Source organism: Mesorhizobium ventifaucium, from assembly GCF_935822925.1.
Classification (GTDB): domain Bacteria; phylum Pseudomonadota; class Alphaproteobacteria; order Rhizobiales; family Rhizobiaceae; genus Mesorhizobium; species Mesorhizobium ventifaucium.
The window spans coordinates 40,356-63,874 of the sequence record NZ_CAKXZS010000022.1 but is presented as its reverse complement, the minus strand read 5'-3'; the positions used below and the strand labels follow the sequence as shown (position 1 = coordinate 63,874).

16 protein-coding genes are annotated in these 23,519 nt (G+C 62.9%); 11 read left to right on the top strand and 5 right to left on the bottom strand.

Annotation, left to right across the window (positions count from 1 at the left end; all coding sequences use genetic code 11):
* Positions 1 to 23 precede the first annotated feature (23 nt).
* The 7 genes from NMG70_RS17610 (at position 24) to NMG70_RS17580 (ending at position 7,941) form a co-directional block, all read left to right on the top strand.
* The gene (locus NMG70_RS17610) at positions 24 to 404 is read left to right on the top strand and encodes a Fur family transcriptional regulator (RefSeq protein ID WP_254025724.1); all 381 of its coding nucleotides are present in this window, start codon (positions 24 to 26) and stop codon (positions 402 to 404) included.
* Between the two features lie 398 nt (positions 405 to 802).
* Positions 803 to 2,248: a homospermidine synthase gene (locus tag NMG70_RS17605; RefSeq protein WP_254025723.1), complete on the top strand. Its 1,446-nt coding sequence runs from the start codon at positions 803 to 805 to the stop codon at positions 2,246 to 2,248.
* Between the two features lie 198 nt (positions 2,249 to 2,446).
* Positions 2,447 to 2,818 (top strand): outer membrane lipoprotein Omp10, encoded by a 372-nt coding sequence (omp10, locus tag NMG70_RS17600; protein WP_254025795.1) that lies wholly within the window; start codon positions 2,447 to 2,449, stop codon positions 2,816 to 2,818.
* A 178-nt stretch (positions 2,819 to 2,996) separates the two neighbouring features.
* Positions 2,997 to 5,036, top strand: a complete 2,040-nt coding sequence (locus NMG70_RS17595) for a 5'-nucleotidase C-terminal domain-containing protein (protein WP_254025722.1) — start codon at positions 2,997 to 2,999, stop codon at positions 5,034 to 5,036.
* Positions 5,037 to 5,172: 136 nt separating this feature from the next.
* Positions 5,173 to 6,237 (top strand): ferrochelatase, encoded by a 1,065-nt coding sequence (gene hemH / locus NMG70_RS17590; protein WP_254025721.1) that lies wholly within the window; start codon positions 5,173 to 5,175, stop codon positions 6,235 to 6,237.
* A 278-nt stretch (positions 6,238 to 6,515) separates the two neighbouring features.
* On the top strand, positions 6,516 to 7,466 hold the full coding sequence (locus NMG70_RS17585) for an SPFH domain-containing protein (protein ID WP_254025720.1): 951 nt from the start codon (positions 6,516 to 6,518) through the stop codon (positions 7,464 to 7,466).
* A 4-nt stretch (positions 7,467 to 7,470) separates the two neighbouring features.
* Positions 7,471 to 7,941: an NfeD family protein gene (locus tag NMG70_RS17580; protein ID WP_254025719.1), complete on the top strand. Its 471-nt coding sequence runs from the start codon at positions 7,471 to 7,473 to the stop codon at positions 7,939 to 7,941.
* 39 nt (positions 7,942 to 7,980) lie between these two features.
* Here NMG70_RS17580 and NMG70_RS17575 read toward each other — a convergent pair whose 3' ends face one another.
* A complete protein-coding gene (locus tag NMG70_RS17575; protein ID WP_254025718.1) occupies positions 7,981 to 8,982 on the bottom strand; it encodes a KpsF/GutQ family sugar-phosphate isomerase in 1,002 nt (333 codons plus the stop codon).
* A 162-nt stretch (positions 8,983 to 9,144) separates the two neighbouring features.
* Here NMG70_RS17575 and NMG70_RS17570 point away from each other — a divergent pair, with 162 nt between their 5' ends.
* Positions 9,145 to 10,899 carry an outer membrane beta-barrel protein gene (locus NMG70_RS17570; RefSeq protein ID WP_254025717.1) on the top strand — a complete coding sequence of 585 codons (1,755 nt, stop codon included), beginning with the start codon at positions 9,145 to 9,147 and terminating at the stop codon, positions 10,897 to 10,899.
* A 76-nt stretch (positions 10,900 to 10,975) separates the two neighbouring features.
* On the opposite strand, the gene galU is transcribed toward NMG70_RS17570, so the two are convergent.
* A complete protein-coding gene (gene galU, locus NMG70_RS17565; protein ID WP_254025716.1) occupies positions 10,976 to 11,881 on the bottom strand; it encodes a UTP--glucose-1-phosphate uridylyltransferase GalU in 906 nt (301 codons plus the stop codon).
* Positions 11,882 to 12,092: 211 nt separating this feature from the next.
* Between galU and NMG70_RS17560 the strand changes: the two genes are divergently transcribed.
* Both NMG70_RS17560 and NMG70_RS17555 read left to right on the top strand, forming a co-directional pair.
* Positions 12,093 to 13,319 carry a lytic murein transglycosylase gene (locus NMG70_RS17560; protein ID WP_254025715.1) on the top strand — a complete coding sequence of 409 codons (1,227 nt, stop codon included), beginning with the start codon at positions 12,093 to 12,095 and terminating at the stop codon, positions 13,317 to 13,319.
* A 128-nt stretch (positions 13,320 to 13,447) separates the two neighbouring features.
* A complete protein-coding gene (locus NMG70_RS17555; RefSeq protein ID WP_254025714.1) occupies positions 13,448 to 14,683 on the top strand; it encodes an SGNH/GDSL hydrolase family protein in 1,236 nt (411 codons plus the stop codon).
* Positions 14,684 to 14,817: 134 nt separating this feature from the next.
* Here the strand turns inward: NMG70_RS17555 and NMG70_RS17550 are convergent, their stop codons facing one another.
* Together NMG70_RS17550 and gltB are read right to left on the bottom strand one after the other, a co-directional pair.
* Complete coding sequence (locus NMG70_RS17550) at positions 14,818 to 16,272, bottom strand: glutamate synthase subunit beta (RefSeq protein ID WP_254025713.1); 1,455 nt, start codon at positions 16,270 to 16,272, stop codon at positions 14,818 to 14,820.
* A gap of 144 nt (positions 16,273 to 16,416) precedes the next feature.
* Complete coding sequence (gene gltB / locus NMG70_RS17545; RefSeq protein ID WP_254025712.1) at positions 16,417 to 21,165, bottom strand: glutamate synthase large subunit; 4,749 nt, start codon at positions 21,163 to 21,165, stop codon at positions 16,417 to 16,419.
* Positions 21,166 to 21,635: 470 nt separating this feature from the next.
* On the opposite strand from gltB, the gene NMG70_RS17540 reads away from it, so the two are divergent.
* Complete coding sequence (locus NMG70_RS17540) at positions 21,636 to 22,688, top strand: threonine aldolase family protein (RefSeq protein WP_254025711.1); 1,053 nt, start codon at positions 21,636 to 21,638, stop codon at positions 22,686 to 22,688.
* 79 nt (positions 22,689 to 22,767) lie between these two features.
* Here the strand turns inward: NMG70_RS17540 and NMG70_RS17535 are convergent, their stop codons facing one another.
* Positions 22,768 to 23,235, bottom strand: a complete 468-nt coding sequence (locus NMG70_RS17535) for an Hsp20 family protein (protein ID WP_254025710.1) — start codon at positions 23,233 to 23,235, stop codon at positions 22,768 to 22,770.
* Positions 23,236 to 23,519: the final 284 nt, after the last annotated feature.

The window sequence follows — 23,519 nt, the reverse complement described above, 5'->3', positions numbered from 1 at the left end:
CATGGATCACGGGGGAACAGCGGATGCCTGGACGCAACCAGCAGCTGGTGCTCGACGCGCTGGCGCGCTCCGACAGGCCGATGGGGGCCTATGAACTGCTTGGACTTCTTCGCCAGGAAGGGCTCCGCTCACCGCTACAGATCTATCGCGCTCTGGATCGGCTCGTCGAGCAGGGCCTGGTTCACCGGATCGAGAGCCTGAGCGCGTTTGCGCTCTGCGTCCACGGCGAATGCGGCACCCATGGGCGCGCCGCCTTTGCAATCTGCGCGAATTGCGGGCGGGCAAGTGAGGTTCATGACCCGGCATTGGAGCGGGTGCTGCGCCGCATTGCCCGACGGCAGGGCTTCCGAACCAACTCGGCCACGGTGGAGCTTTCGGGTCTATGCGAGGCTTGCGCGCATTGAACAGACGCCGGCCTTCCCAACGTGCGGAGACGACACACGATCTGCCGCAAGGGTGAATAGGTCGGCGCATCGGCAGGTTGTTTTGGCCTGTTGGCCAACGCTGTGGGGCGCGGAGGTAGGGCTGCGGCCCGGATCCGGAACCATCGACGAGCTGATGCTCGCCGCATCTTAGGTCGCGCATCTTTGGCGCTCGGGTTTGCCCAACGCGACAAGGTCCTGACGGCCATGATCGACTGGTCGTCGTCCTTAACCCATGGCGAATGCGGCGTCGCTCGCGGCTTTTCGCTGGTTTATGACAATGATCTGTGGTTGTAGCGCGTGGCGGTCTGGCAAAAAAATGCTCCGCTTTGCGTCTGTTTGCCCGGCTTTTCAGCCTATCTGAGGGAGTAATCGATAAAATGGCGAATGAAAACTGGCCCGTTTACGGTGAGATCACCGGCCCTGTCGTGATGATCGGCTTCGGCTCGATCGGACGGGGAACGCTGCCGCTGATCGAGCGCCATTTCAGGTTCGACAAGTCGCGCATGACGGTCATCGACCCACGCGACACCGACCGCAAGCTGCTCGACGAGCGCGACATCACCTTCATGCAGGATGCGGTGACCAGCAAGAACTACAAGAAGCTGCTGACGCCGCTGCTGACCAAGGGCGGTGGCCAGGGCTTTTGCGTCAACCTGTCGGTCGACACCGGCTCAGTGGATTTGATGCGGCTCTGTCGCAAGCTCGGTGTGCTCTACATCGACACCGTCGTCGAGCCATGGCTCGGCTTCTATTTCGACACCAAGGCCGACAATGCCAGCCGCAGCAACTACGCGCTGCGTGAATCCATGATCGAAGAAAAGCACGCGCATCCCGGCGGGGCGACCGCAATCTCCACCTGCGGCGCCAATCCAGGCATGGTCTCGTGGTTCGTCAAGCAGGCGCTGGTCAACCTCGCCACCGATCTTGGCCACGAATTCTCGGAGCCCGCGCAGCACGATCGCGAAGGCTGGGCCAGGCTGATGAAGAAGGCCGGCGTCAAGGGTATCCACATCGCCGAGCGCGACACGCAGCGCACCAAGAAGCCGAAGCCTATGAACGTGTTCTGGAACACCTGGTCGGTCGAAGGCTTCATCTCGGAAGGGCTGCAACCGGCCGAACTCGGCTGGGGCACGCATGAGAAATGGATGCCGAAGAACGGCAAGAAGCACAAGCATGGCTCGAAGGCCGCGATCTATCTGGAGCAGCCGGGCGCCAACACGCGTGTGCGCAGCTGGTGCCCGACGCCGGGCCCGCAATACGGCTTCCTGGTGACGCACAACGAGTCGATCTCGATCGCCGACTTCTTCACCCTGCGCGGCAAGAAGGGCAAGGTCCAATATCGCCCGACCTGTCACTACGCCTACCATCCCTGCAACGACGCCGTGCTGTCGCTGCACGAGATGTTCGGCGCCGCCGGCAAGGCCCAACCGGTGCATCACGTGCTCGACGAAAACGAACTGGTCGACGGTGTCGACGAACTCGGCGTGCTGCTCTACGGCCACGACAAGAACGCCTATTGGTACGGCTCGCAGCTGTCGCTGGCGGAGGCGCGCAAGCTGGCGCCTTATCAGAACGCCACCGGCATGCAGGTCACATCGGCAGTGCTGGCGGGCATGGTCTGGGCGCTGGAAAATCCCGAGGCCGGCATCGTCGAGGCCGACGAGATGGACTACAGGCGCTGCCTGGAAGTGCAGTCGCCCTATCTCGGGCCGATCAAGGGCCACTACACCGACTGGACGCCGCTCGACAACCGCCCTGGGCTGTTCCCGGAAGACCTCGACAAAAACGACCCATGGCAGTTCCGCAACATCCTCGTTCGATAGTGCAGCATCCCCGTTCGATAGCAATGTCTCACTGCCTTGCAATCGGCTGGAAATCGGGCGATTGAAGGAAGGCGGTCTGGAGCGACGTGCGTCCATCTGGACGCGTAAAGCACGCTCTGGCGCTTTGAGCGTACGCATCGTGCTTTCCGAAAAATCGAATCGATTTTCGGGTCAATGCGAGAGGAGAGGATCTTGATGATGACGATTGCGCGCAAATTGCTTTCGGCCGGCATTGTCGCGGCCGCTGCCGCCTTGGCGGCGTGCACCACAGCCGGCCCGAGCGGGCCGCCATTGGCCGCGCGGAGTCCGGTCGAAGGCTCATGGATCGACGCGCAGGGCACGGGCCTGTCGACCTTCGCCGGCGGCAGCTTCAAGACCGTCGCGACCGACACCGGCCAAAAACTTGCCGACGGCAGCTACACCATGACCGGCGGCACCTCGGTCGAAATCCAGGGCACTTCGCTGATCCGCCAGACGCCGATCAGCTTCAACTGCTTGTTGATCTCCACCTCGCAGCTTAATTGCACCAGCGTGAGCGGGCAGAACTTTGTGCTGACGCGACGCACCTGAGGCCTCTACTGAACTGCTTTGCAAGGACGGCGGCTTGAGCCTCCGTCCTTTTTTGCGCCGGCAAAACTGTCCCCGATTCCACTTGCATCGGCTAAAACGCGATGTGAACATGCGCCAAAAGCTGGCTGTTATGTTGCAGTCAAGCAGGGGCGTTAAACTGGTCATCCGGGAGACGAAGATGAAGAAGATCGCCGCCATTGCCGCCCTGTCGGCGTCGACGCTTGGCCTGTCGACCGGCGTGTCCTTTGCCGACTACACGCTGAACATCCTGCACATCAACGACTGGCACAGCCGCATCGAAAGCAACAACAAGTATGAATCGACCTGCTCGGCCGAAGAGGAGACCAAGGGCGAGTGCACAGGCGGCGCGGCGCGGCTGATCACGGCGATCGCCCAGGAGCGCAAGAAGCTGGACGGCCAGAACGTGCTGCTGCTCAGCGCCGGCGACAATTTCCAGGGTTCGCTCTTCTACACGACCTACAAGGGCAAGACCGAAGGCGAATTCCTCAACCAGATGAAATTCGACGCCATGGCGGTCGGCAATCACGAGTTCGACGACGGCGAGGCGGCGCTGGCGCCGTTCCTGGATATGATCAAGTTTCCGGTGCTCGGCGCCAATGTGAAGGCCAACGCGCAATCCAGGCTCGGCGACCGCGTGAAACCGTCGATCGTGATCGAGGTCGGCGGCCAGAAGATCGGCGTCGTCGGCGCGGTCACCAACGACACGCCGGAGCTCGCTTCGCCAGGCCCAAACGTTACGATCGAGGACGACGTCAAGTCGATCACAGCAGAGGTCGAGAGGTTGAAGGGAGAAGGCGTCAACAAGATCATCGCAGTCACCCATATTGGTTACAAGCGCGAGCGTGACGTCATCGCCAAGATCCCGGGTGTCGACGTGGTGGTTGGCGGCCACAGCCATTCGCTGCTGTCCAACTCCGACCCCAAGGCTGAAGGCCCCTACCCAACGATGGTCGACAATCCGGACGGCTACAAGGTGCCGGTCGTCCAGGCGGCGTCCTATTCGAAATATCTCGGGGAGTTCAAGGTCGTGTTCGACGACAACGGTGTCGTCAAGCAGGCCAGCGGCGACCCGATCTACCTCGACAAGTCGATCACGCCAGACCCAGCCGTGCTTGCCCGCATCCAGGAACTCGGCGCGCCGATCGAGGCGTTGAAGAACCAGGAGGTCGCCGAGACCACCAAGGCGATCGACGGCAGCCGTGAGAACTGCCGCACCCGCGAGTGCGAGATGGGCAATCTCGTCTCCGATGCCGTCCTCGACCGCGTCAAGGACCAGGGTGTGGAGATCGTCATCACGAATGGCGGCGGTCTGCGCGCTTCGATCGACCAGGGCACCGTCACCATGGGCGAAGTGCTGAACGTGCTGCCGTTCCAGAACACAGTGGCGACTTTCCAGATTTCCGGCAAGGATCTGCTTGCCGGGCTCGAGAACGGGCTCAGCCAGATCGAGGACGGCGCCGGACGCTTCCCGCAGGTTGCCGGCCTGAAGTATTCATTCGACAAATCGGCTGCCCCGAATGCCGGGCGCGTCAAGTCTGTCGAAGTCATGGCAGGTGGCGCGTGGACGCCGATCAGTCCAGACAAGGACTACCTGGTCGCGACCAACAATTATGTGCGCCAGGGCGGCGACGGCTATAAAGTGTTCGCCGACAAGGCCAGGAACGCCTATGATTACGGTCCGGGCCTCGAACAGGTGGTCGCCGATTACCTCGGCGCGCATCGGCCCTATACGCCGAAGCTCGATGGCCGCATCACCGAGGTCACGGCCGCTGCCGCGGCGGAACCGGCCCAGGTACCGGCCCAGGAGCCGGCGAAGCCGGCCGAAGCTGCGCCCGCTCCGGCCGAGCCGGCAAAACCAGCAGAAACGGCTCCAGCCCCAGCGGCGGAGCCGGCGATGCCCGAACCGCCGGCCGGTTCGGACGATATTGCCACGACACCGCCAGCCGTGCCGGCGGAACCCGCCCCGGCAACGCCGGCGCCAGCTGAGCCGGCGAAGCCAGCCGAGGCTATGCCTGCCGAGCCGGCAAAGCCGGCCGAAAGCAGCCATGTGGTCGTTGCCGGCGATACCTATTGGGATTTGGCGGAAAAGGCCTATGGCGATGGCGCCAGGTGGAAAACGATCTCCGACGCCAACAAGGACTACGAGCCGCGCCGCCTTCCCGTCGGCGCAAGCTTGACCATCCCGGCGGCAAACTGAATACTTTCGTCATCGTTGGAAAACCCGTCCGGTTAACCCCGCGGGTTTTTCTGCTTTCGCTGATAAGGTGCGGCCAGACGCTGCATTGAAAACCGGCGCGGCATCGCTAGTTTCGCGCGGTGTCCGGAGATCCCTTATGACGCTTTCGAACCCTGCCGATCGAAAAGCCGCGAAGGTCGTCGGCCCGCTGTCGGCAGGACAGTCGCCGGTCGGGGCGGGCGGGATCGGCGTCATGCTGGTCAATCTCGGCACGCCCGACGGCACGGAATTCAAGCCGATGTGGCGCTATCTCAGGGAATTCCTGTCCGATCCGCGCGTCATCGAGCTCAACAAGGCGATCTGGTACCCGATCCTCTACGGGCTGGTTCTCACCACGCGGCCGAAGAAGTCGGGCGCCAACTATGCCAGGATCTGGAACCGGCAGCGTAACGAGTCGCCGCTGCGCACCTACACCCGCGCTCAGAGCGAAAAGCTGACCGAGGCGCTGCGCGACCTGCCCGGCGTCACCGTCGACTGGGCGATGCGTTACGGCAATCCTTCGACCGAGAGCGTCGCCAAAGGGCTGGTCGCGCAAGGCTGCGACCGCATTCTGTCTTTTCCGCTCTATCCGCAATATTCCGCGACCACGACCGCGACCGCCAACGACCAGTTGTTTCGCGCGCTGATGAAGATGCGCCGCGCCCCGGCGATCCGCAGCGTGCCGCCCTACTATGCCGAACCGGTCTATATCGAGGCGCTTGCCCGTTCGATCGAGCGCCATCTGGCGAGCCTCGATTTCGAGCCGGAAACGGTCATTGCCTCCTATCACGGCATTCCGAAAGCCTATTCCGACAAGGGCGACCCCTATCAGGCGCATTGCCTGGAGACGACCCGACTGCTGCGTGAAAAGCTCGGCTGGGATGAGAAGAAGCTGATCACCACGTTCCAGTCGCGCTTCGGTGCGCAGGAATGGCTGCAGCCTTACACCGACCAGACGGTCGAGAAATTGCCCGCAGAAGGCGTGAGATCGATCGCCATCGTCAATCCGGGCTTTTCTGTCGACTGCATCGAGACGCTGGACGAGATCGGCAGGGAGGCGGCCGAGACCTTCCATCATACCGGCGGCGAGAAATTCGCGCATATTCCCTGCCTCAACGACAGTGCCGCGGGCATGGCGGTGATCGAGGCGATGGTGCGGCGCGAACTGTCTGGCTGGATCTGAAGCGGAATACAATCGAGCGCCGCGGGCCGGCTTTCCATGCACCGGTAATCCACTAAAGCGCGTCGCGTCTGAGCGGCCTGATGCGACGCGCTTTAGGTTGTTGTTTTTATGCATGTCGTTATCGCAAAACCGCTGCCCACCCTCGGTTCAAGCCCGACGGCATGCTTTTGCGCGACATGCACTATCACCTGATTGTAACGTTCCTGAAACACACTTAAGTGTTTGGTGAAGTCGGTTGCGTAGAAACATTTCGTGGCCGGCATCTGAGGGAGAGCCAAATGGATTTCAGTGGTTTCGATATCGCGCTTCTTGTCCTTGTCGCTCTTGTCGTGCTCGTGCTTTTCAAAGGCATCCGGACAATCCCGCAAGGCTACAATTATACCGTCGAACGCTTTGGCCGCTATACCAAGACATTGAGCCCCGGCCTCAACCTCATCGTGCCGTTCGTCGACCGCATCGGCTCCAGATTGAACATGATGGAGCAGGTGCTCGACGTCCCGACCCAGGAGATCATCACCCGCGACAACGCCACCGTCGCCGTCGACGGCGTCGCCTTCTACCAGGTGCTCAACGCCGCGCAGGCCGCCTACCAGGTCGCCGGGCTGGAGAACGCCATCCTCAACCTGACGATGACCAACATCCGTACCGTGATGGGCTCGATGGACCTCGACGAGCTGTTGTCGAACCGCGACGCCATCAACGAACGCCTGCTGCGCGTCGTCGACGAGGCGGCACATCCCTGGGGCATCAAGATCACCCGCGTCGAGATCAAGGACATCAATCCACCGGCCAATCTCGTCGAGTCGATGGGTCGCCAGATGATGGCCGAGCGCAACAAGCGCGCGCAGATCCTCGACGCCGAAGGCCTCAAGCAGTCGCAGATCCTGGAAGCCGAGGGCCGCAAGGAAGCCGCCTTCCGCGACGCCGAAGCGCGCGAACGCTCGGCCGAGGCCGAGGCCCGCGCAACGCAGGTGGTGTCGGAAGCGATCGCCAAGGGCGACGTGCAGGCACTCAACTACTTCGTTGCGCTGAAATACACCGAAGCGCTGACCAGGATCGGTTCCGCCACAAACAGCAAGGTCGTGCTGATGCCGATGGAAGCTTCATCACTGATCGGCACGCTCGGCGGCATCGGCGCCATCGCCAAGGAGGTTTTCGGCAGCGACGGCACTGCCGGCACCACGCGGCAAGCTGCACGCCCGCCCGTGGTTCGTCCCAGCGAGACCTGAGGCCATGTTCGACCGCATCGTTTCCGAACTCGGCCCCTGGGTTTGGATGGTTCTCGGCTTCGTCCTCCTGGTGATGGAGGTCATCGCACCGGGCATATTCATGCTGTGGATCGGCATCGCCGCGCTGCTGATCGGCGTGGTGTCACTGCTTATCTGGGACGCGGTCTTCTGGACCTGGCAGATCCAGGTTCTCGCTTTCCTGGCGATGTCGCTGGTTTCAACCTATGTCGGCAAGAGACTGGTGGGCGGGCGCGATGATGGCACCGACCAGCCACTGCTCAACCGCCGCGGCGCACAGATGATCGGCAGGATGGCCACCCTGGACGAGCCGATCAGGGACGGCCGCGGCCGCATAAAGCTGGGCGACACGCTATGGCGCGTCTCCGGCCCCGACCTGCCGGCCGGCACGCAGGTGCGCGTGACGGGCGCGGCCGACACCGATCTGGAACTGACGGTCGAGGCGGTCCTGGACTGAGCCCACCATCTCCGGCGAGCGACCTAGGCCTGAGAACTCTCAGGCCGCGCCGATGCGCAGCAGGTCATGCAGATGGACAAGTCCGACCGGCCGTCTGCCTTCGACAACCATCAGGCTGGAGATGGTCGAACTGTTGATCGTCTGCAGCGCCGTCGCCACCAGCGTATCCGGTCCGGCCGTCTTCGGCTCCTTGGTCATGACCTGATCGACGCTCATTGCCAGAAGATTGCTGCCGATGTGGCGCCTGATGTCGCCGTCGGTGATAATGCCGATCAGCGCACCATCCGCAGCAATTATCGCGACGCAGCCAAACCCCTTGCGCGACAATTCGAGAATCGCTTCGTGCATTCCAGTGCCGGAAGGCACCAGCGGCAGCCTGTCGCCGACATGCATGATGTCGCGGATCTGCGTCAGATTGGCGCCAAGTTGCCCACCGGGATGGAAGGTGCGGAAATGGTCCGGCGTGAAGCCGCGCGCTTCGAGCAGCGCGATGGCCAGTGCATCGCCGATCACCAGTTGCAGCAGCGTCGATGTCGTCGGCGCCAGGCCGTGCGGGCAGGCTTCCGGCGCACGCGGCAGCAAAAGCACCACATCGGCCGCCCGCGCCAGCGCCGATCGCTCTCCGGCGGTGACTGCGATCAGCGGAATCGAGAAGCGCCTGGAATAGGCGATGATGCCCTTGAGCTCGCGGCTCTCGCCCGACCACGACAAGGCGATGATGGCGTCGTCCCTGGCGATCATGCCGAGGTCGCCATGATTGGCTTCGGCAGAATGGACGAAGAAAGCCGGCGTGCCGGTCGAGGCGAGCGTCGCCGCGATCTTTGAGCCGATATGGCCGCTCTTGCCAACGCCGGTGACGATGACGCGGCCGGCAATCTGCGACACCATATCGACGGCGCGCGCGAACGGTTCGGTCAATCCGTTTTCGAGCGCGGCCGCCAGCGCCGCGACACCGGCCTGCTCGGTCGCTACCGTTCTAAGCGCCGAGGCGATCGAAGCCTGCCCATCGAGCCGCTTCTTGTCTGGGGATCCCGCATGCATGGCTGATGCGATTAGCGCTTTGCCGCGCGCCTGTCCAACGGAATTGCCATCCGCCAGCCATCCGGCGGGCTTTGATCGACCGCTGCCTCAACCCTGCGTTAACCATCCCCGTTTACGGTTCGGTAAGTATGGCGCGCGTGCGCCGCGCAAGCAGTGGTAGCGATGTCCGGGGCCCAGCCAGAGAAGAAAAGAGGACGAAACGGCAAAGCGGTCTGCGCCTTGCTGCTGGCGACCAGCGTCTTCGCCTTGCTGCGGCCTGCGCAGCCCTATGCCCAGGTGACCGAGCTGCGCGGCGAGGTTTCCGAATCGGCGATTCTGGAAGACCAGCAGCGCAAGACCAGGCAATTGAGCCTGGCCAATGCCCAGGACCAGACGGCGCAGGCCGGTGCAACCACGCAGAGCACTGCGCCGACGCCCACCTATCAGCCGGCCAGCCCGGGCGCCGTGCAGGACGACGACACGGCACCCGCGACCGGCAGTATTTTTGATCCGCCGGACGCAACCGACGATCCGTTTGCAGACACGCCCGCTCCAATCCCGCCGCGCCGGCCATCGAGCGCAACGCAGGGCGCAGCCGATCGAGACGAAGCCGCCGAGACACAAGCCGCCGAGACACAGGCCGCCACCGCGACGACGGTCACGACGGATGGCGAGGACAGCGCCGCGACCGACCAGGACCCAGTCAATTCCCGTGCCGTGACCATCGATTCCGCCGACAGGCAGCTCGATCCGGGCGCCGAGCGCGTCGAAGCCATCGAAGGCCGGGACAGGAGGGCCGAGGACGACCCGTTCGCCGCCACCGGCATCAAACTCGGCTCCTTCGTGATCAGGCCGACGCTCGAGCAGGGCCTGAGGGCGTCGTCAAATGCCGATTCAAGCAGCGAAGGAAAGCCGGCCCTGCTGTCCGAAACGGCGCTGCGCTTCAATGCCATCTCCGACTGGCGCGAGAATTCGGCTGTCATCGACGGCTATGGCATCTTTCTCAAGACCATATCGGGCGACGAGGTTGAGGAGGCACGGGGCGCTGTCGACGGCACGCTCAATATCGACCTCGACAACGATCTGCGCGCTATCGCGAACCTTGGTTACGAGGCGGCGCCGGAATCGGCTTCGTCGCCGGTCGTCATCGAAGGCACCGTCGAGCAGCCGGTGCGTCAGAGCATTAACAGCAGCCTCGCGGTCGAGAAGGATGCCGGCAAGATGCGCTTCGCCCTCACCGGCGCAGTCGAGCATGACATCTACGGCGACGCCAGGCTTTCGACGGGCGGAACGCTGTCGCAGAAAGACCGCGACTCGACGCTCTATACCGCCACCTTGCGCACCGGCTACGAGATTTCCCCCGCTATCACCCCCTTCACCGAAGTCGAAATCGGCCGCCGGGTCTATGATTTGCGCGTGGACACCAATGGTTTCGAACGATCCTCGACGGGGTTTGGGATTCGGGCCGGCGCCGAGCTCGACCTCGGCGAGAAGCTTGCCGGCGAATTCTCGGCCGGCTGGCTGCGCGAGGCGATCGACGACGACCGGCTGCCGGCAATTTCGGGTGCCACGGTGAACGCCGACCTCAGATGGTCGCCGGAACGCGGCACCACGATTGGCCTCATCGGACAAACGACCGTCGAGGGCACGACAACCGCCAACGAAAGCGGCGACATCCTTTACTCCGGCCTCCTGACGGGCGAGCGGGAAATCCGTGCCAACCTGATTGGCAACGCAGCTTTCGGCGTGGGCTGGCGCGACTACATCGGGTCCGACGGCCACGATCTGACGCTGAGCGCCGAGGCCGGATTGACATGGTGGCTGAACCGATATGCCGGACTGACCACCCGCGCCAGAACTGAAAAACAGATCAGCAACCTCGAGGGCCGCGACTACACCGCCCACAGCATCTTTGTCGGCGTGACGCTGCAGCCGTAAACCAAGCGGTTGGAGGTGTCCCAGGATTCGGGTCAGGCGGTGGCGAGCACGGTGGTTTTCGAGACCTGAACGCGGCTTAGAACGCCGCGCCACGCTGCTGTGACGGTTTCATCTCGTCGAGAAGCCTGCTGATAATGCCCGCCATGCGGCCGTTCATGTCGCTGCGCCACAGCGCGAAGGCGACGTTGGCCTCGACAAAGCCTTCCGGCGATCCGCAATCGAAGGTGCGCCCCCGGTAGTGGCAGCCATAGAAGGGCTGCTGCTTCTCCAGCTTCAGCATCGCGTCGGTGAGTTGTATCTCATTGCCGGCGCCCTTCTCCTGGCCTTCGAGAATCCCAAATATCTCCGGCTGCAGGATGTAGCGCCCGTTGATGTATAGATTGGAGGGCGCCGTGCCGGTCTTCGGCTTCTCCACCATACCGGTAATGCGGAAACCGTGATGCGTATCCTCGCCACGGCCGACGATGCCGTATTTATGGGCCTCGGCGGGGTCGCATTCCTGAACCGCGACGATGTTGTTGCCGGTCTCGGCATAAAGCTCGACCATCTCCTTCATGCAGCTTTTTTCGGACTGCATGATCATATCGGGCAAAAGCAGCGCGAAGGGCTCGTCGCCGACCAGCTCGCGGGCACACCAGACGGCATGGCCAAGGCCAAGCGGCACCTGCTGGCGGGTGAAGCTGGTCTGCCCTGGCGAAGGTTGCAGCCGCTGCAGGCGGGCGAGCTCGTCGTCCTTGCCGCGCTGGGCGAGCGTGTCATAGAGTTCGAACTGAACGTCGAAATGGTCCTCGATGACCGCCTTGTTGCGTCCGGTCACGAAGATGAAATGCTCGATGCCGGCTTCGCGTGCCTCGTCGACCACATACTGGATGACTGGCCTGTCGACGACGGTCAGCATTTCCTTGGGTATGGCCTTGGTGGCCGGGAGAAAACGCGTGCCGAGGCCAGCGACCGGGAAAACTGCCTTGCGAACTCTCTTCATGCTGTCAAATATCCGCTTCTAAGGTTGTTCGGCAATCCCGCTTCAAGACATTTTCGTGCCGGAATCTGGGATTATGGAACGGCTGGTCAGAAAAAACTGTAGTCCGTAAAGCACCCACCCGCCTTTTCGTTCCCAACGGCACCTATGGTAAACTAAATGCTAACCGGGTTCGGCGATGAATGATCTTCCTGTGATGAAGAAGGAGGAATAGATGTCCGTTCGCAACGCCGCAAAGCGCTTCACAAGCATCGTTGCGGCCGCCAGCCTTTCGCTTGCCTTGCTGATTTCAACCGGATCGGCTGTTGCCGACGCCGGTTTCCGGCAATGGGTGGCGAGTTTCCGCGCCACCGCGGTGCGGAGCGGCGTTTCCGGCGCCGTTTACGACCGCGCATTCGAGGGCATCAGCGATGCCGACCCGGTCGTGCTGGAAAAAGCCCGTTATCAACCCGAATTCACCGCGCCCGCCTGGGACTATTTCGACAACCGCGTCCATGACCAATCGGTCGCTGTTGGCAAGCAGATGGCCAGGAAGTGGAAGCCGTGGCTGGACAGGATCGAGGCAAGATACGGCGTCGACCGTCACATCCTACTGGCGATCTGGTCGATGGAATCGAACTACGGCGAAATCCTCAAGCGCGACGATGTCATGCGCAATGTCGTGCGTTCGCTGGCAACGCTTGGCTATGCCGATTCGAGACGATCGAAGTTTGCCCGCACACAGTTGATCGCGGCGCTGAAGATCCTGCAAAGGGGCGACATCGATAAAAGCCACCTCAGTGGCTCATGGGCCGGCGCCATGGGCCATACCCAGTTCATTCCCACCAGCTATCAGGCCTATGCGGTCGACATGGACGGTGACGGCAAGCGCGACATCTGGAATTCGATTCCCGATGCATTGGCAACGGCCGCCAATCTGCTCAGGAAGAACGGCTGGCAGGCCGGCAAGACCTGGGGCTATGAAGTCAGCCTTCCCAACGGAAAGAAGTTCCCGGCCGGATCGAAGTCGTTGTCGCAATGGCAAGCGCTGGGTGTCACGCGTGTCAACGGCAAGCCGTTCAGGAATAGCGCGGAGAAGGCCACGCTGAAGGTGCCAGGCGGCCGCGGCGGCCCGGCTTTCCTGATGGTCAAGAATTTTTCGGTCATCAAGCGCTACAACAATGCCGACAAATACGCGGTTGCCGTTGGCCTTCTTGCCGACGAAATCGCCGGCCATGGTGGGCTTGTGCAGGACTGGAAGCGGCCTTTCACGAAGCTCTCCTTCGAGGAGCGGCAGGAGCTTCAGCAACGGCTTTCCCAGTACGGCTACTACGACGGCAAGTTCGACGGCAAGATCGGCGAGGGATCGAGAGCCGCCATCATGGCCTTCCAGGCAAAGGCTGGCCTGACCCAGGACGGACATCCGAGCATGGAAGTGCTCAAATGGCTCAGGCAGAACTAGCCTCGCATAAGGGGCACACCTGGAGCATCGGACCCAAACCGGTTTTGAGGAATCCGATGCTCAATCAAGATAAGAGCGGCGGCACGGTTGTATTGGAGTCCGGCGCTCCTAAGGGATGGAGACGGTAATTGGTTTCGGCTGCGCGTATTCGTGTGATCCTTCGTCGCGTGCCGATCCTGATTCTGGCTATTGCCGTCCTGGCCGTCGGCACTGCCGCCGTCTTTCACACGCCGGCCGTGGCGCAGGAAGAACAAAGGCGTGGCTGGTCGCTGCGCGACTTGTTGTTTCTGCGCCGAAGCGAGCGGGTGGAGCCGCCGCGACTGATTCAGCCGCGACAGATTCAGAGGATCGGGCCACGCAAGCCAAAAGCCAGAAAGCCCCGTGCCGCGCCGCGCCGGCCGGCTGAGCCGGCAGCCCCCATTGTCGAGAAGGCGCCGGATGCCCGCACCGTTCTGGTGGTCGGCGATTTCATGGCGACCGGCCTCGCCGAAGGTCTCGATACCGCCTTTGCCGAAAACACCAAGGTCAGGATCGTCGTTCGCAGCAATGGTTCGTCCGGTTTCGCGCGTGACGATTTCTACAACTGGCCTGAACAGATCAAGTCGCTGATCGAGACCGAAAAGCCGGCGGCCGTGATCGTCATGCTGGGCTCCAACGATCGGCAGCAGATGCGTGTCAACGGTGAACGCGAACAGCCGCGGTCCGAGGCCTGGACCAAGGAATATGAACGCCGTACCGAAGCGTTCGGCAAGGCCATCGCATCGGCCAAGGTGCCGTATCTGTGGGTCGGCATGCCGGCCTTCAAGGCGCCGAAGATGACCTCCGACATGTTGGCTTTCAACGAAATCTACCGCTCGACGGCCGAGAGTCATGGCGGCGAATTCATCGACATCTGGGACGGGTTCGTCGACGAGGACGGCGCCTTTGTCACCAGCGGGCCTGATATCAACGGCCAGCCGGTGCGCCTGCGCACCGACGACGGCATCCGTGTGTCGAAAGCCGGCAAACGCAAGCTCGCCTTCTATGCCGAAAAACCCTTGCTGAAGATCCTTGGAATGACCTCGCCTCCGGGCACACTGGCAGCGTATGCGCCAGCCGGCGCTCCCGTCGGGGCGCCGGCCCCGACACCCATGCCCGTCGACCGCACCGTGCCGATGCTGCTCAGCGATCCGGCACTCGACGGCGGTTCGGAACTTCTCGGCGCCGCAGCGCCGGCACAGGCGGACGGGCCCGGCGAAAAACGCGTCGTCGGGGGTAAGGCATCAGCTGCTTCGCCCGGCCGCGCCGACGATTTTTCCTGGCCGCCAAGGAAGCAGCCTGCGGCGCCGGCCGTGCCCGAAACGACCACGGCGATCACTCCGTAAACCTGCTCCGGCCGCCGGCCTACGCCCGGCCGTAGCTTTAACTGCCACGACCGCTCACAAGTGCTTCGGCCGGCGAAGGCCGGAAGCGCAGAAACGCCCTCAGATGGCCGCGGGAGTAGAGTTTCCGAACGGTCTCAGCGCGGCAGCACGCTCGATCCCATCAGCGCCTCGTCGATCGAACGCGCTGCCTGACGGCCCTCGCGGATCGCCCAGACGACCAGCGATTGACCGCGGCGCACATCGCCCGCCGCATAGAGCTTTTCGACGCTGGTCTTGTAGTCGCGATCATTGGCCTCAACGTTGTTCGAGCGGCGGCTGTCGATGGCGATCGTCATTTGGCCAGCCAGCTCCGACACCGGCCCGACGGCGACCGGCCCGGCAAAGCCGATGGCGATGAAGGCGAGATCGGCGCGGATGACGAATTCCGTGCCGGCGATCGGCTTGCGCTTTTCATCGACCTCGCAGCATTTGACGCCGGTCAACGCGCCGTCCTCGCCGATGAATTCGAGCGTCGCCACCTGGAACTCGCGCTCGGCGCCTTCCGCCTGCGAGGACGAGGTGCGCATCTTCGTCGCCCAGTAGGGCCAGACCGAAAGCTTGTCTTCCTTTTCCGGCGGCTGCGGCCGGATGTCGAGCTGGGTGACGCGCACGGCGCCCTGGCGGAAGGCGGTGCCGACGCAGTCGGAGGCGGTGTCGCCGCCGCCGACGACGACGACATGCTGGCCGCCGGCGACGATCGGCGGCGAGGGCCACGCCACCGACTGGATCGGCTCGCCGCCTATGCGCTTGTTCTGCTGCACCAGATAGGGCATCGCGTCATGCACGCCGTCGAGATCGTCGCCGGGAATGTTGGCCGGGCGCGGCGTTTCCGAACCGCCGCAATAGAGCACAGCATCATATTCGGCGAACAAGTCCGCCACCGGCTTGTCGACGCCGACATTGATCCCGCAATGGAAGCTCACGCCCTCGCCTTGCATCTGCTCGATGCGGCGGTCGATGTAGTGCTTCTCGATCTTGAAGTCGGGGATGCCGTAGCGCATCAGCCCGCCCGGCCGGCTCTCGCGCTCATAGACGTGAACGTCGTGGCCGGCGCGGCCAAGCTGCTGGGCGGCTGCCATGCCGGCCGGCCCCGAGCCAATGATTGCGACGCGCTTGCCGGATTTCTTTTCCGGCGGATAGGGCCTGATATGACCGGTTTCATAGGCCTTGTCGGCGATCGCCTGCTCGATCGTCTTGATGGCGACCGGGATGTCCTCGAGGTTCAGCGTGCAGGCTTCCTCGCAGGGTGCCGGACAAATGCGGCCGGTGAATTCCGGGAAATTGTTGGTCGAATGCAGGTTGCGGATCGCATTGTCCCAGTCGCCATTGTAGACGAGGTCGTTCCAGTCCGGGATCTGGTTGTGGACCGGGCAGCCGGTCGGCCCGTGACAGTACGGAATGCCACAATCCATGCAGCGTGCGGCCTGTTTCTCGACCTCCTTGTCCGACATCGGCAGCGTGAACTCGCGAAAATGCCGGATGCGGTCGGAAGCCGGCTGGTACTTGTGCACCTGCCGGTCGATCTCGAGAAACCCTGTTACCTTGCCCATAGTCCAGTCCCTGCTGTCCAGATGGCGCGCTCGACGACGCACCCGTTAACCTCATAAGGCAGCCATGGCAACCTTCAGTCCGAGGCCAGGATTGTTGATGAAGGCGTCGACCGGGAAGCTTGGCTTCCCGGCAACTCCCAAAGCCTATTCCGCCGCAACGCCCATGCGCATGCGTTCCATTTCGATCAGCGCGCGGCGGTATTCGACCGGCATGATCTTCCGGAATTTCGGCCGGAAAGCCGCCCAGTTGTCGAGGATCTCGCGGCCGCGCACCGAACCCGTGTAATGGACGTGGTTCGAGATCAGCTGATACAGCCGCTCCTCATCATGGCTGGTCATGTCGCCGGACACGTCGACGCGGCCTTTGTGGTCGAGGTCGCCGCCATGATGGAGCAGTTTCTCCATCAGGTCGTCTTCTTCGGGAACGGGTTCCAGTTCGACCATCGCCATGTTGCACCGCTCGGCAAAATCACCCTCCTCGTCGAGCACATAGGCGACGCCGCCCGACATGCCGGCGGCAAAGTTGCGGCCGGTCTGGCCGATGACGACGACAATGCCGCCGGTCATGTACTCGCAGCCATGGTCGCCAACGCCTTCGACGACGGCGGCCACGCCCGAATTGCGAACCGCAAAACGCTCGCCGGCGACGCCGCAGAAATAGGCCTCGCCCTCGGTCGCGCCGTAAAGCACCGTGTTGCCGACGATGATCGACTCCGCTGCGACGATCTTCGTGTTCTCAGGCGGGCGGATGACGATGCGGCCGCCCGACAGGCCCTTGCCAACATAGTCATTGGCCGCACCGACCAGCTCGAACGAAACCCCCCGCGCCAGGAAGGCGCCGAAGGACTGGCCGGCGGTGCCGGTGAGCTTCACCGAGATCGTGTCCTCGCGCAGGCCCTTGTGCTTGAAGCGCTTTGCCACCTCGCCCGACAGCATGGCGCCGGTCGAACGGTCGACATTGCGGATCGGCAGTTCGATGCTGACCGGCTGCCTGGCTTCCAGCGCCGGCTTGGCCAACTCGATCAGCTTGCGGTCGAGCACGTCGTCGATCGGATGCTTCTGCCGCTCGGTCCAGTGCACCGCCTCATGCGGGGCATGCGGCTTGAAGAACATCTTGCTGAAATCGAGCCCGCGCGCCTTCCAGTGCTGGATCAGTGCCCGCTTTTCCAACAGTTCGGTGTCGCCGATGATCTGGTCGAGGTGGGTGTAGCCCATCTCGGCGAGCAGCGCACGGACCTCTTCCGCAACATAGAAGAAGAAGTTGATGACATGTTCCGGCGTGCCCTTGAAGCGCTTGCGCAACACCGGATCCTGCGTCGCGACGCCGACCGGGCAGGTGTTGAGATGGCACTTGCGCATCATGATGCAGCCGGCCGCGATCAGCGGCGCGGTCGAGAAGCCGAATTCGTCGGCGCCAAGCAGCGCGCCGATGACGACGTCGCGGCCGGTGCGCAGGCCGCCATCGACCTGCAGCGCGACGCGCGACCTGAGGCCGTTGAGCACCAGCGTCTGGTGCGTCTCGGCAAGGCCCATTTCCCACGGGCTGCCGGCGTGCTTGAGCGAGGTCAGCGGCGATGCGCCGGTGCCGCCGTCATAGCCGGAAATGGTGATGTGATCGGCGCGCGCCTTGGCGACGCCGGCCGCAACCGTGCCGACACCGACTTCCGAGACCAGCTTGACCGAGACATCCGCCGCCGGGTTGACGTTCTTGAGGTCGTAGATGAGCTGCGCCAGATCCTCGATCGAGTAGATGTCGTGATGCGGCGGCGGCGAGATCAGGCCGACTCCGGGCGTCGAATGCCTGACCTTGGCAATGGTGGCATCGACCTTATGACCGGGCAGCTGACCGCCCTCGCCGGGCTTCGCGCCTTGCGCGACCTTGATCTGCATCACATCGGAATTCACCAGATATTCCGCCGTCACGCCAAAACGCCCGGAAGCGACCTGCTTGATCGCCGAACGCTCGGGGTTCTTGCCGCCGCCCGGCAGCGGCAGGTAACGGTCGGCCTCTTCGCCGCCCTCGCCGGTGTTCGACTTGCCGCCGATGGCGTTCATGGCGCGCGCCAGCGTGGTGTGCGCTTCCCTGGAGATCGAGCCGAAGGACATCGCTCCGGTCGAGAACCGCTTGACGATATCGGCAGCCGACATGACCTCGTCGAGCGCGACCTTCTTGCGCCCGCTTTCTTCGGCTAGCCTGATCTTGAACAGGCCGCGAATGCTCTGCGCCCGCGCCGTCTCGCTGTCGATCTGAGCGGAATAGTCCTTGAACGTCTGCCACGATCCCTGGCGCACGGCGTGCTGCAGGGTGGCCACCGCATCGGGCGACCAGATATGCGCTTCGCCGCGCATGCGGAACATGTATTCGCCGCCGACCTCGAGGCTGTTGCGCAGCACCGGGTCGTTGCCGAAGCCGTCGGCGTGGCGGCTGACCGTCTCGGCCGCGATCTCTTCCAGCCCGACGCCTTCGATCAGCGTCGCGGTGCCGGTGAAATATTTCTGCACGAAATCGGTCTTCAGCCCGATGGCGTCGAAGATCTGCGCGCCGCAATAGGACTGGTAGGTCGAGATGCCCATCTTCGACATCACCTTGAGAATGCCCTTGCCGATCGACTTGATGTAGCGGGAGACGACCTCATTGGCGTCGACTTCGGCCGGCAGCTCGCGGCGCTTGTGCATGTCGAGCAGCGTGTCGAAGGCGAGATAGGGATTGATCGCCTCGGCGCCATAACCCGCAAGGCAGCAGAAATGATGCACCTCGCGCGGTTCGCCGGACTCGACGACGAGCCCCACCGACGTCCGCAATCCCTTGCGGATCAAATGATGGTGGACCGCCGCCGTCGCCAGCAATGCCGGAATCGCGATGCGGTCCGGCCCGAGCTGACGGTCGGACAGGATGATGATGTTGTAGCCGCCGGCGACCGCCGCCTCAGCGCGCTCGCACAGCCGGTCGATGGCGCCCTGCATGCCGGCCGCGCCTTCGCTCGAGGCATAGGTGATGTCGATTGTCTTGGTGTCGAAACGGTCCTCGGTATGACCGATGGAGCGGATCTTCTCAAGATCGCCATTGGTCAGGATCGGCTGGCGCACTTCGAGCCGCTTGCGACGCGAATTGCCGACGAGGTCGAAGATGTTAGGCCTCGGCCCGATGAACGAGACCAGGCTCATCACCAGTTCCTCGCGGATCGGGTCGATCGGCGGGTTGGTGACCTGGGCGAAGTTCTGCTTGAAATAGGTGTAGAGCAGCTTCGATCTGTCCGACATCGCCGAAATAGGCGTGTCGGTGCCCATCGAGCCGACCGCTTCCTGGCCGGTGGTCGCCATCGGCGACATCAACAGCTTGGTGTCTTCCTGGGTAAAGCCGAACGCCTGCTGGCGATCGAGCAGGCTGACGTCCCTGCGCAGCGCCCGCGGCTCGACCGGCTTCAGGTCTTCGAGGATGAGCTGGGTGTTGGCGAGCCAGCTCTTGTAGGGATGCCTGGTCGCGATCTCCGACTTGATCTCCTCGTCGGAAACGATGCGACCCTTCTCCAGGTCGATCAGCAGCATGCGGCCGGGCTGCAGCCGCCACTTCTTGACGATCCTTTCCTCCGGCACCGGCAGCACGCCGGCTTCCGAGGCCATGATGACGCGATCGTCGTCGGTGACGATGTAGCGCGCCGGGCGCAGCCCGTTGCGGTCGAGCGTGGCGCCGATCTGGCGGCCGTCGGTGAAGGCCACCGCCGCCGGCCCGTCCCACGGCTCCATCAGGGCGGCGTGGTATTCATAAAAGGCCTTGCGATCTTGATCCATCAGCTTGTTGCCGGCCCAGGCCTCAGGGATCAGCATCATCATCGCGTGAGCGAGCGAGTAGCCGCCCTGCGTCAGGAATTCGAGCGCATTGTCGAAACAGGCGGTGTCCGACTGCCCCTCATAGGAGATCGGCCACAGCTTGGAGATGTCGTTGCCGAACAGTTCGGAATCGACCGAGGCCTGCCGCGCCGCCATCCAGTTGACGTTGCCGCGCAGCGTGTTGATCTCGCCATTGTGGGCGACCATGCGATAGGGATGCGCCAGCTTCCACGACGGGAAGGTGTTGGTCGAGAAACGCTGGTGGACGAGGATCAGCGCCGTCTCGAAACGCGGATCGGTCAGATCCTTGTAATAGGCGCCGACCTGATAGGCCAGGAACATGCCCTTGTAGACGATGGTCCGCGATGACATCGACACGACGTAGAAGCCATTGTCGACGCCCTTGGTCTCTTCATGGATACGGCCGGAAATGACCTTGCGCAGGATGTAGAGCCGCCGCTCGTAGTCGTCGTCGCTCTCGATCTCGGCGCCACGACCCAGAAACACCTGCCGCTGGACCGGTTCGGAAGCAGCGATATCAGGCGCCTTTGACAGCGATGAATTGTCGACCGGCACGTCGCGGAAGCCGAGCAGCGGCTGGCCTTCGAGCTGCGCGACCTCGGCGATGATGCCTTCGATATGCGCCTGAAGCTCAGGATCGCGCGGCATGAACACATGGCCGACGGCGTAGTGGCCGGGCTTGGGCAGTTCGACGCCCTGGCTGGCCATTTCCTCGCGGAAGAAGCGATCGGGAAGCTGCACCAGCACGCCGGCACCGTCGCCCATCAGCGGGTCGGCGCCGACGGCGCCGCGATGCGTCAAATTTTCGAGCATCGCCAGGCCGTCCGTGACGATCTGATGCGACTTCACGCCCTTCATGTTGACGATGAAGCCGACGCCGCAGGCATCGTGCTCGTTGCGCGGATCGTAAAGGCCGTGGGCGGCGAACCCGGTATGGGTCCGCCCAAACCCGGACAGGCCAGTGGCGATGGACGGATTTTTGACGGCTGGCGCTTTCGTCTGCGCGGCCGGGCCGTTCGTCGCAGATGGCGTCACTTCCGTCATCGTCCTGTCCTCCAAGCCAGCCCTTAGGGCGCTGGTTTCCGTTGGGAAGCGCATGAGCTTCCCTCTCATCCTTGCGGCACGTCTTGCGAAATCCTTGCGGAACCAGGCGACCTGGTTCGCATCCGGCAATCGTACAGGCCAGAGCCGGGCTGTCCACCTGTCGCTCGCGGCAACGGCCGGAGAGGCCCAATGATACGCCAATCCAGCCTGTTTTGTGCGACAAAATAAGACAGCACTACTGTCCTAAATTTTTATGACAGAAATTGCGGATGCGCACAAGACCGATTCACAACAATCGTGGGCATCTAGAGACAGAAAATTACGCGCTACCCTGCCAAAACGCAACCTTCAGTCGCGGCATTAAGTCCCGTCCTCTCGCTGGCTTTACCCGCTTTTCCGCCGCTTGGCACTTGCGAGCGGCATGCGAAAGCGGCCAAGGTCGGCTCGATTTTCCCAGCACAGGCAAACGCATGAATTTCGCTTCCGACAATTGGGCAGGCGCCCATCCCAGCATCGCCGCGGGCCTGTCGGCCCATGCCGGCGGCTTTTCCACCGCATATGGCGACGGCGCCCTCGACGAGGCCGCATACCAGCGCTTCAACGAAATCTTCGAGCGCGAGGTCGCGGTATTTTTCGTGGCCACCGGCACCGCCGCCAATTCGCTGTCGCTGACCGCCTACAACAGATCAGGCGGCATTTCCTTTTGCCATCGAGAGTCGCATGTCATCGAGGATGAATGCGGCGCCCCTGAATACTTTACCGGCGGCTCACGGCTCTATGCCGTCGACGGTGCGCTGGGCAAGATCGATCCGAATAGGCTGGACAGGGCAGTCGGCCGGTTCGCGCCTGAAAGCGTCCATTCCGGGCGCCCGATGGCGGTGTCGATCACCCAGTCGACCGAGGTCGGCACCATCTACACACTGAACGAAATTGCCAGGATTTCGGCGATCGCCAAGCATCACAAACTGCCCCTGCACATGGATGGCGCCCGCTTCGCCAATGCGCTGGTCGCGCTCGAAACAACACCGGCGGAGATGACCTGGAAGGGTGGCGTCGACATCCTCTCTTTCGGCGGCACCAAGAACGGCTGCTGGTGCGCCGAGGCTATCGTGCTGTTCGACCTCGACCGCGCCAGGGAACTGGCCTTCCTGCGCAAGCGCGCGGCGCAATTGTTCTCGAAATCGCGCTTCGTCGCTGCGCAGTTCGAAGCCTATTTCAAGGACGAACTGTGGCTCGACACGGCCCGGCATGCCAACGCCATGGCAGCACGCCTCGCAGCACTGATCGAGGATTCCCCGTCGGCGCGTCTGGCCTGGCAGCCGCAAGCCAACGAAGTGTTCGCGGTGATGAAAAAGGCCGAGGCCGAACGGCTGCATTTGGCCGGTGCCGCCTTCTACGACTGGCACAAGCTGCACGACTTTGATGGCCATATCGGCGAGGACGAGGCGCTCTACCGCTTCGTCACCAGCTTTGCGACCACGACCGAAGAGGTCGACCGCTTTGGCCAGCTAATTGCTGGATAGCGGCACCTTATCCACATCCATAAAAAAGGGCGGCGCCAAGCGCCGCCCTTCGTCCCTGAGGTCGTCTTTGTGACGCAGCTTACGCGGCGGTCTTGGCCTCGATCTGCTTGGCCTTCGCCGAAGACGCGGTGATCGCGATCTTGCGGGGCTTCAACTCCTCGGGAATATTGCGCTTGAGGTCGACGAAGAGCAGGCCGTTCTTCAGCGAGGCGCCGACGACGTCAACATGGTCGGCAAGCTGGAAGCGGCGCTCAAAGGCCCTGCTGGCGATACCGCGATAGAGCAGTTCGGAGGCTTCGCCATTGCCCTCCTCCTTGCGCTCACCCTTGACAGTCAGAACGTTGCGGTGAGCCTCGATCGAGAGCTCATCGTCCGAGAAGCCGGCGACCGCCATCGAGATGCGATAGGAATCCTCACCGGTGCGCTCGATGTTGTAGGGCGGATAGGTCTGCGCGCCTTCCGGCTGCGCAAGCGAATCGAGCATTGTGAACAGCCGGTCGAAACCGACGGTCGAACGATAGAGCGGGGAAAAATCAACGTGACGCATAGTGTGTTCTCCTGTTGAGCAACAAGGTTTGCGTATGGCCGGTGCGAAACCCGTGACGGCGTTCCGGATGGGCCAGCGGCCCCGACATTGGCGGCCGCAACAGACATTTGGGGAGCACGAGAAGGCATTTCAAGATTCTGCCGCCTCGATGAACGGCAGATGAACCGCGGCTTCGGCGGGCGTTCAGCTAAGTCGCGCTAGACTGCTTCCAGGATCAAGGAACAGGCGGCGGTTACGCGTCGCGCGTCCTCTCGGACACGCAAAAGAAAGCTGTAACACTTTGA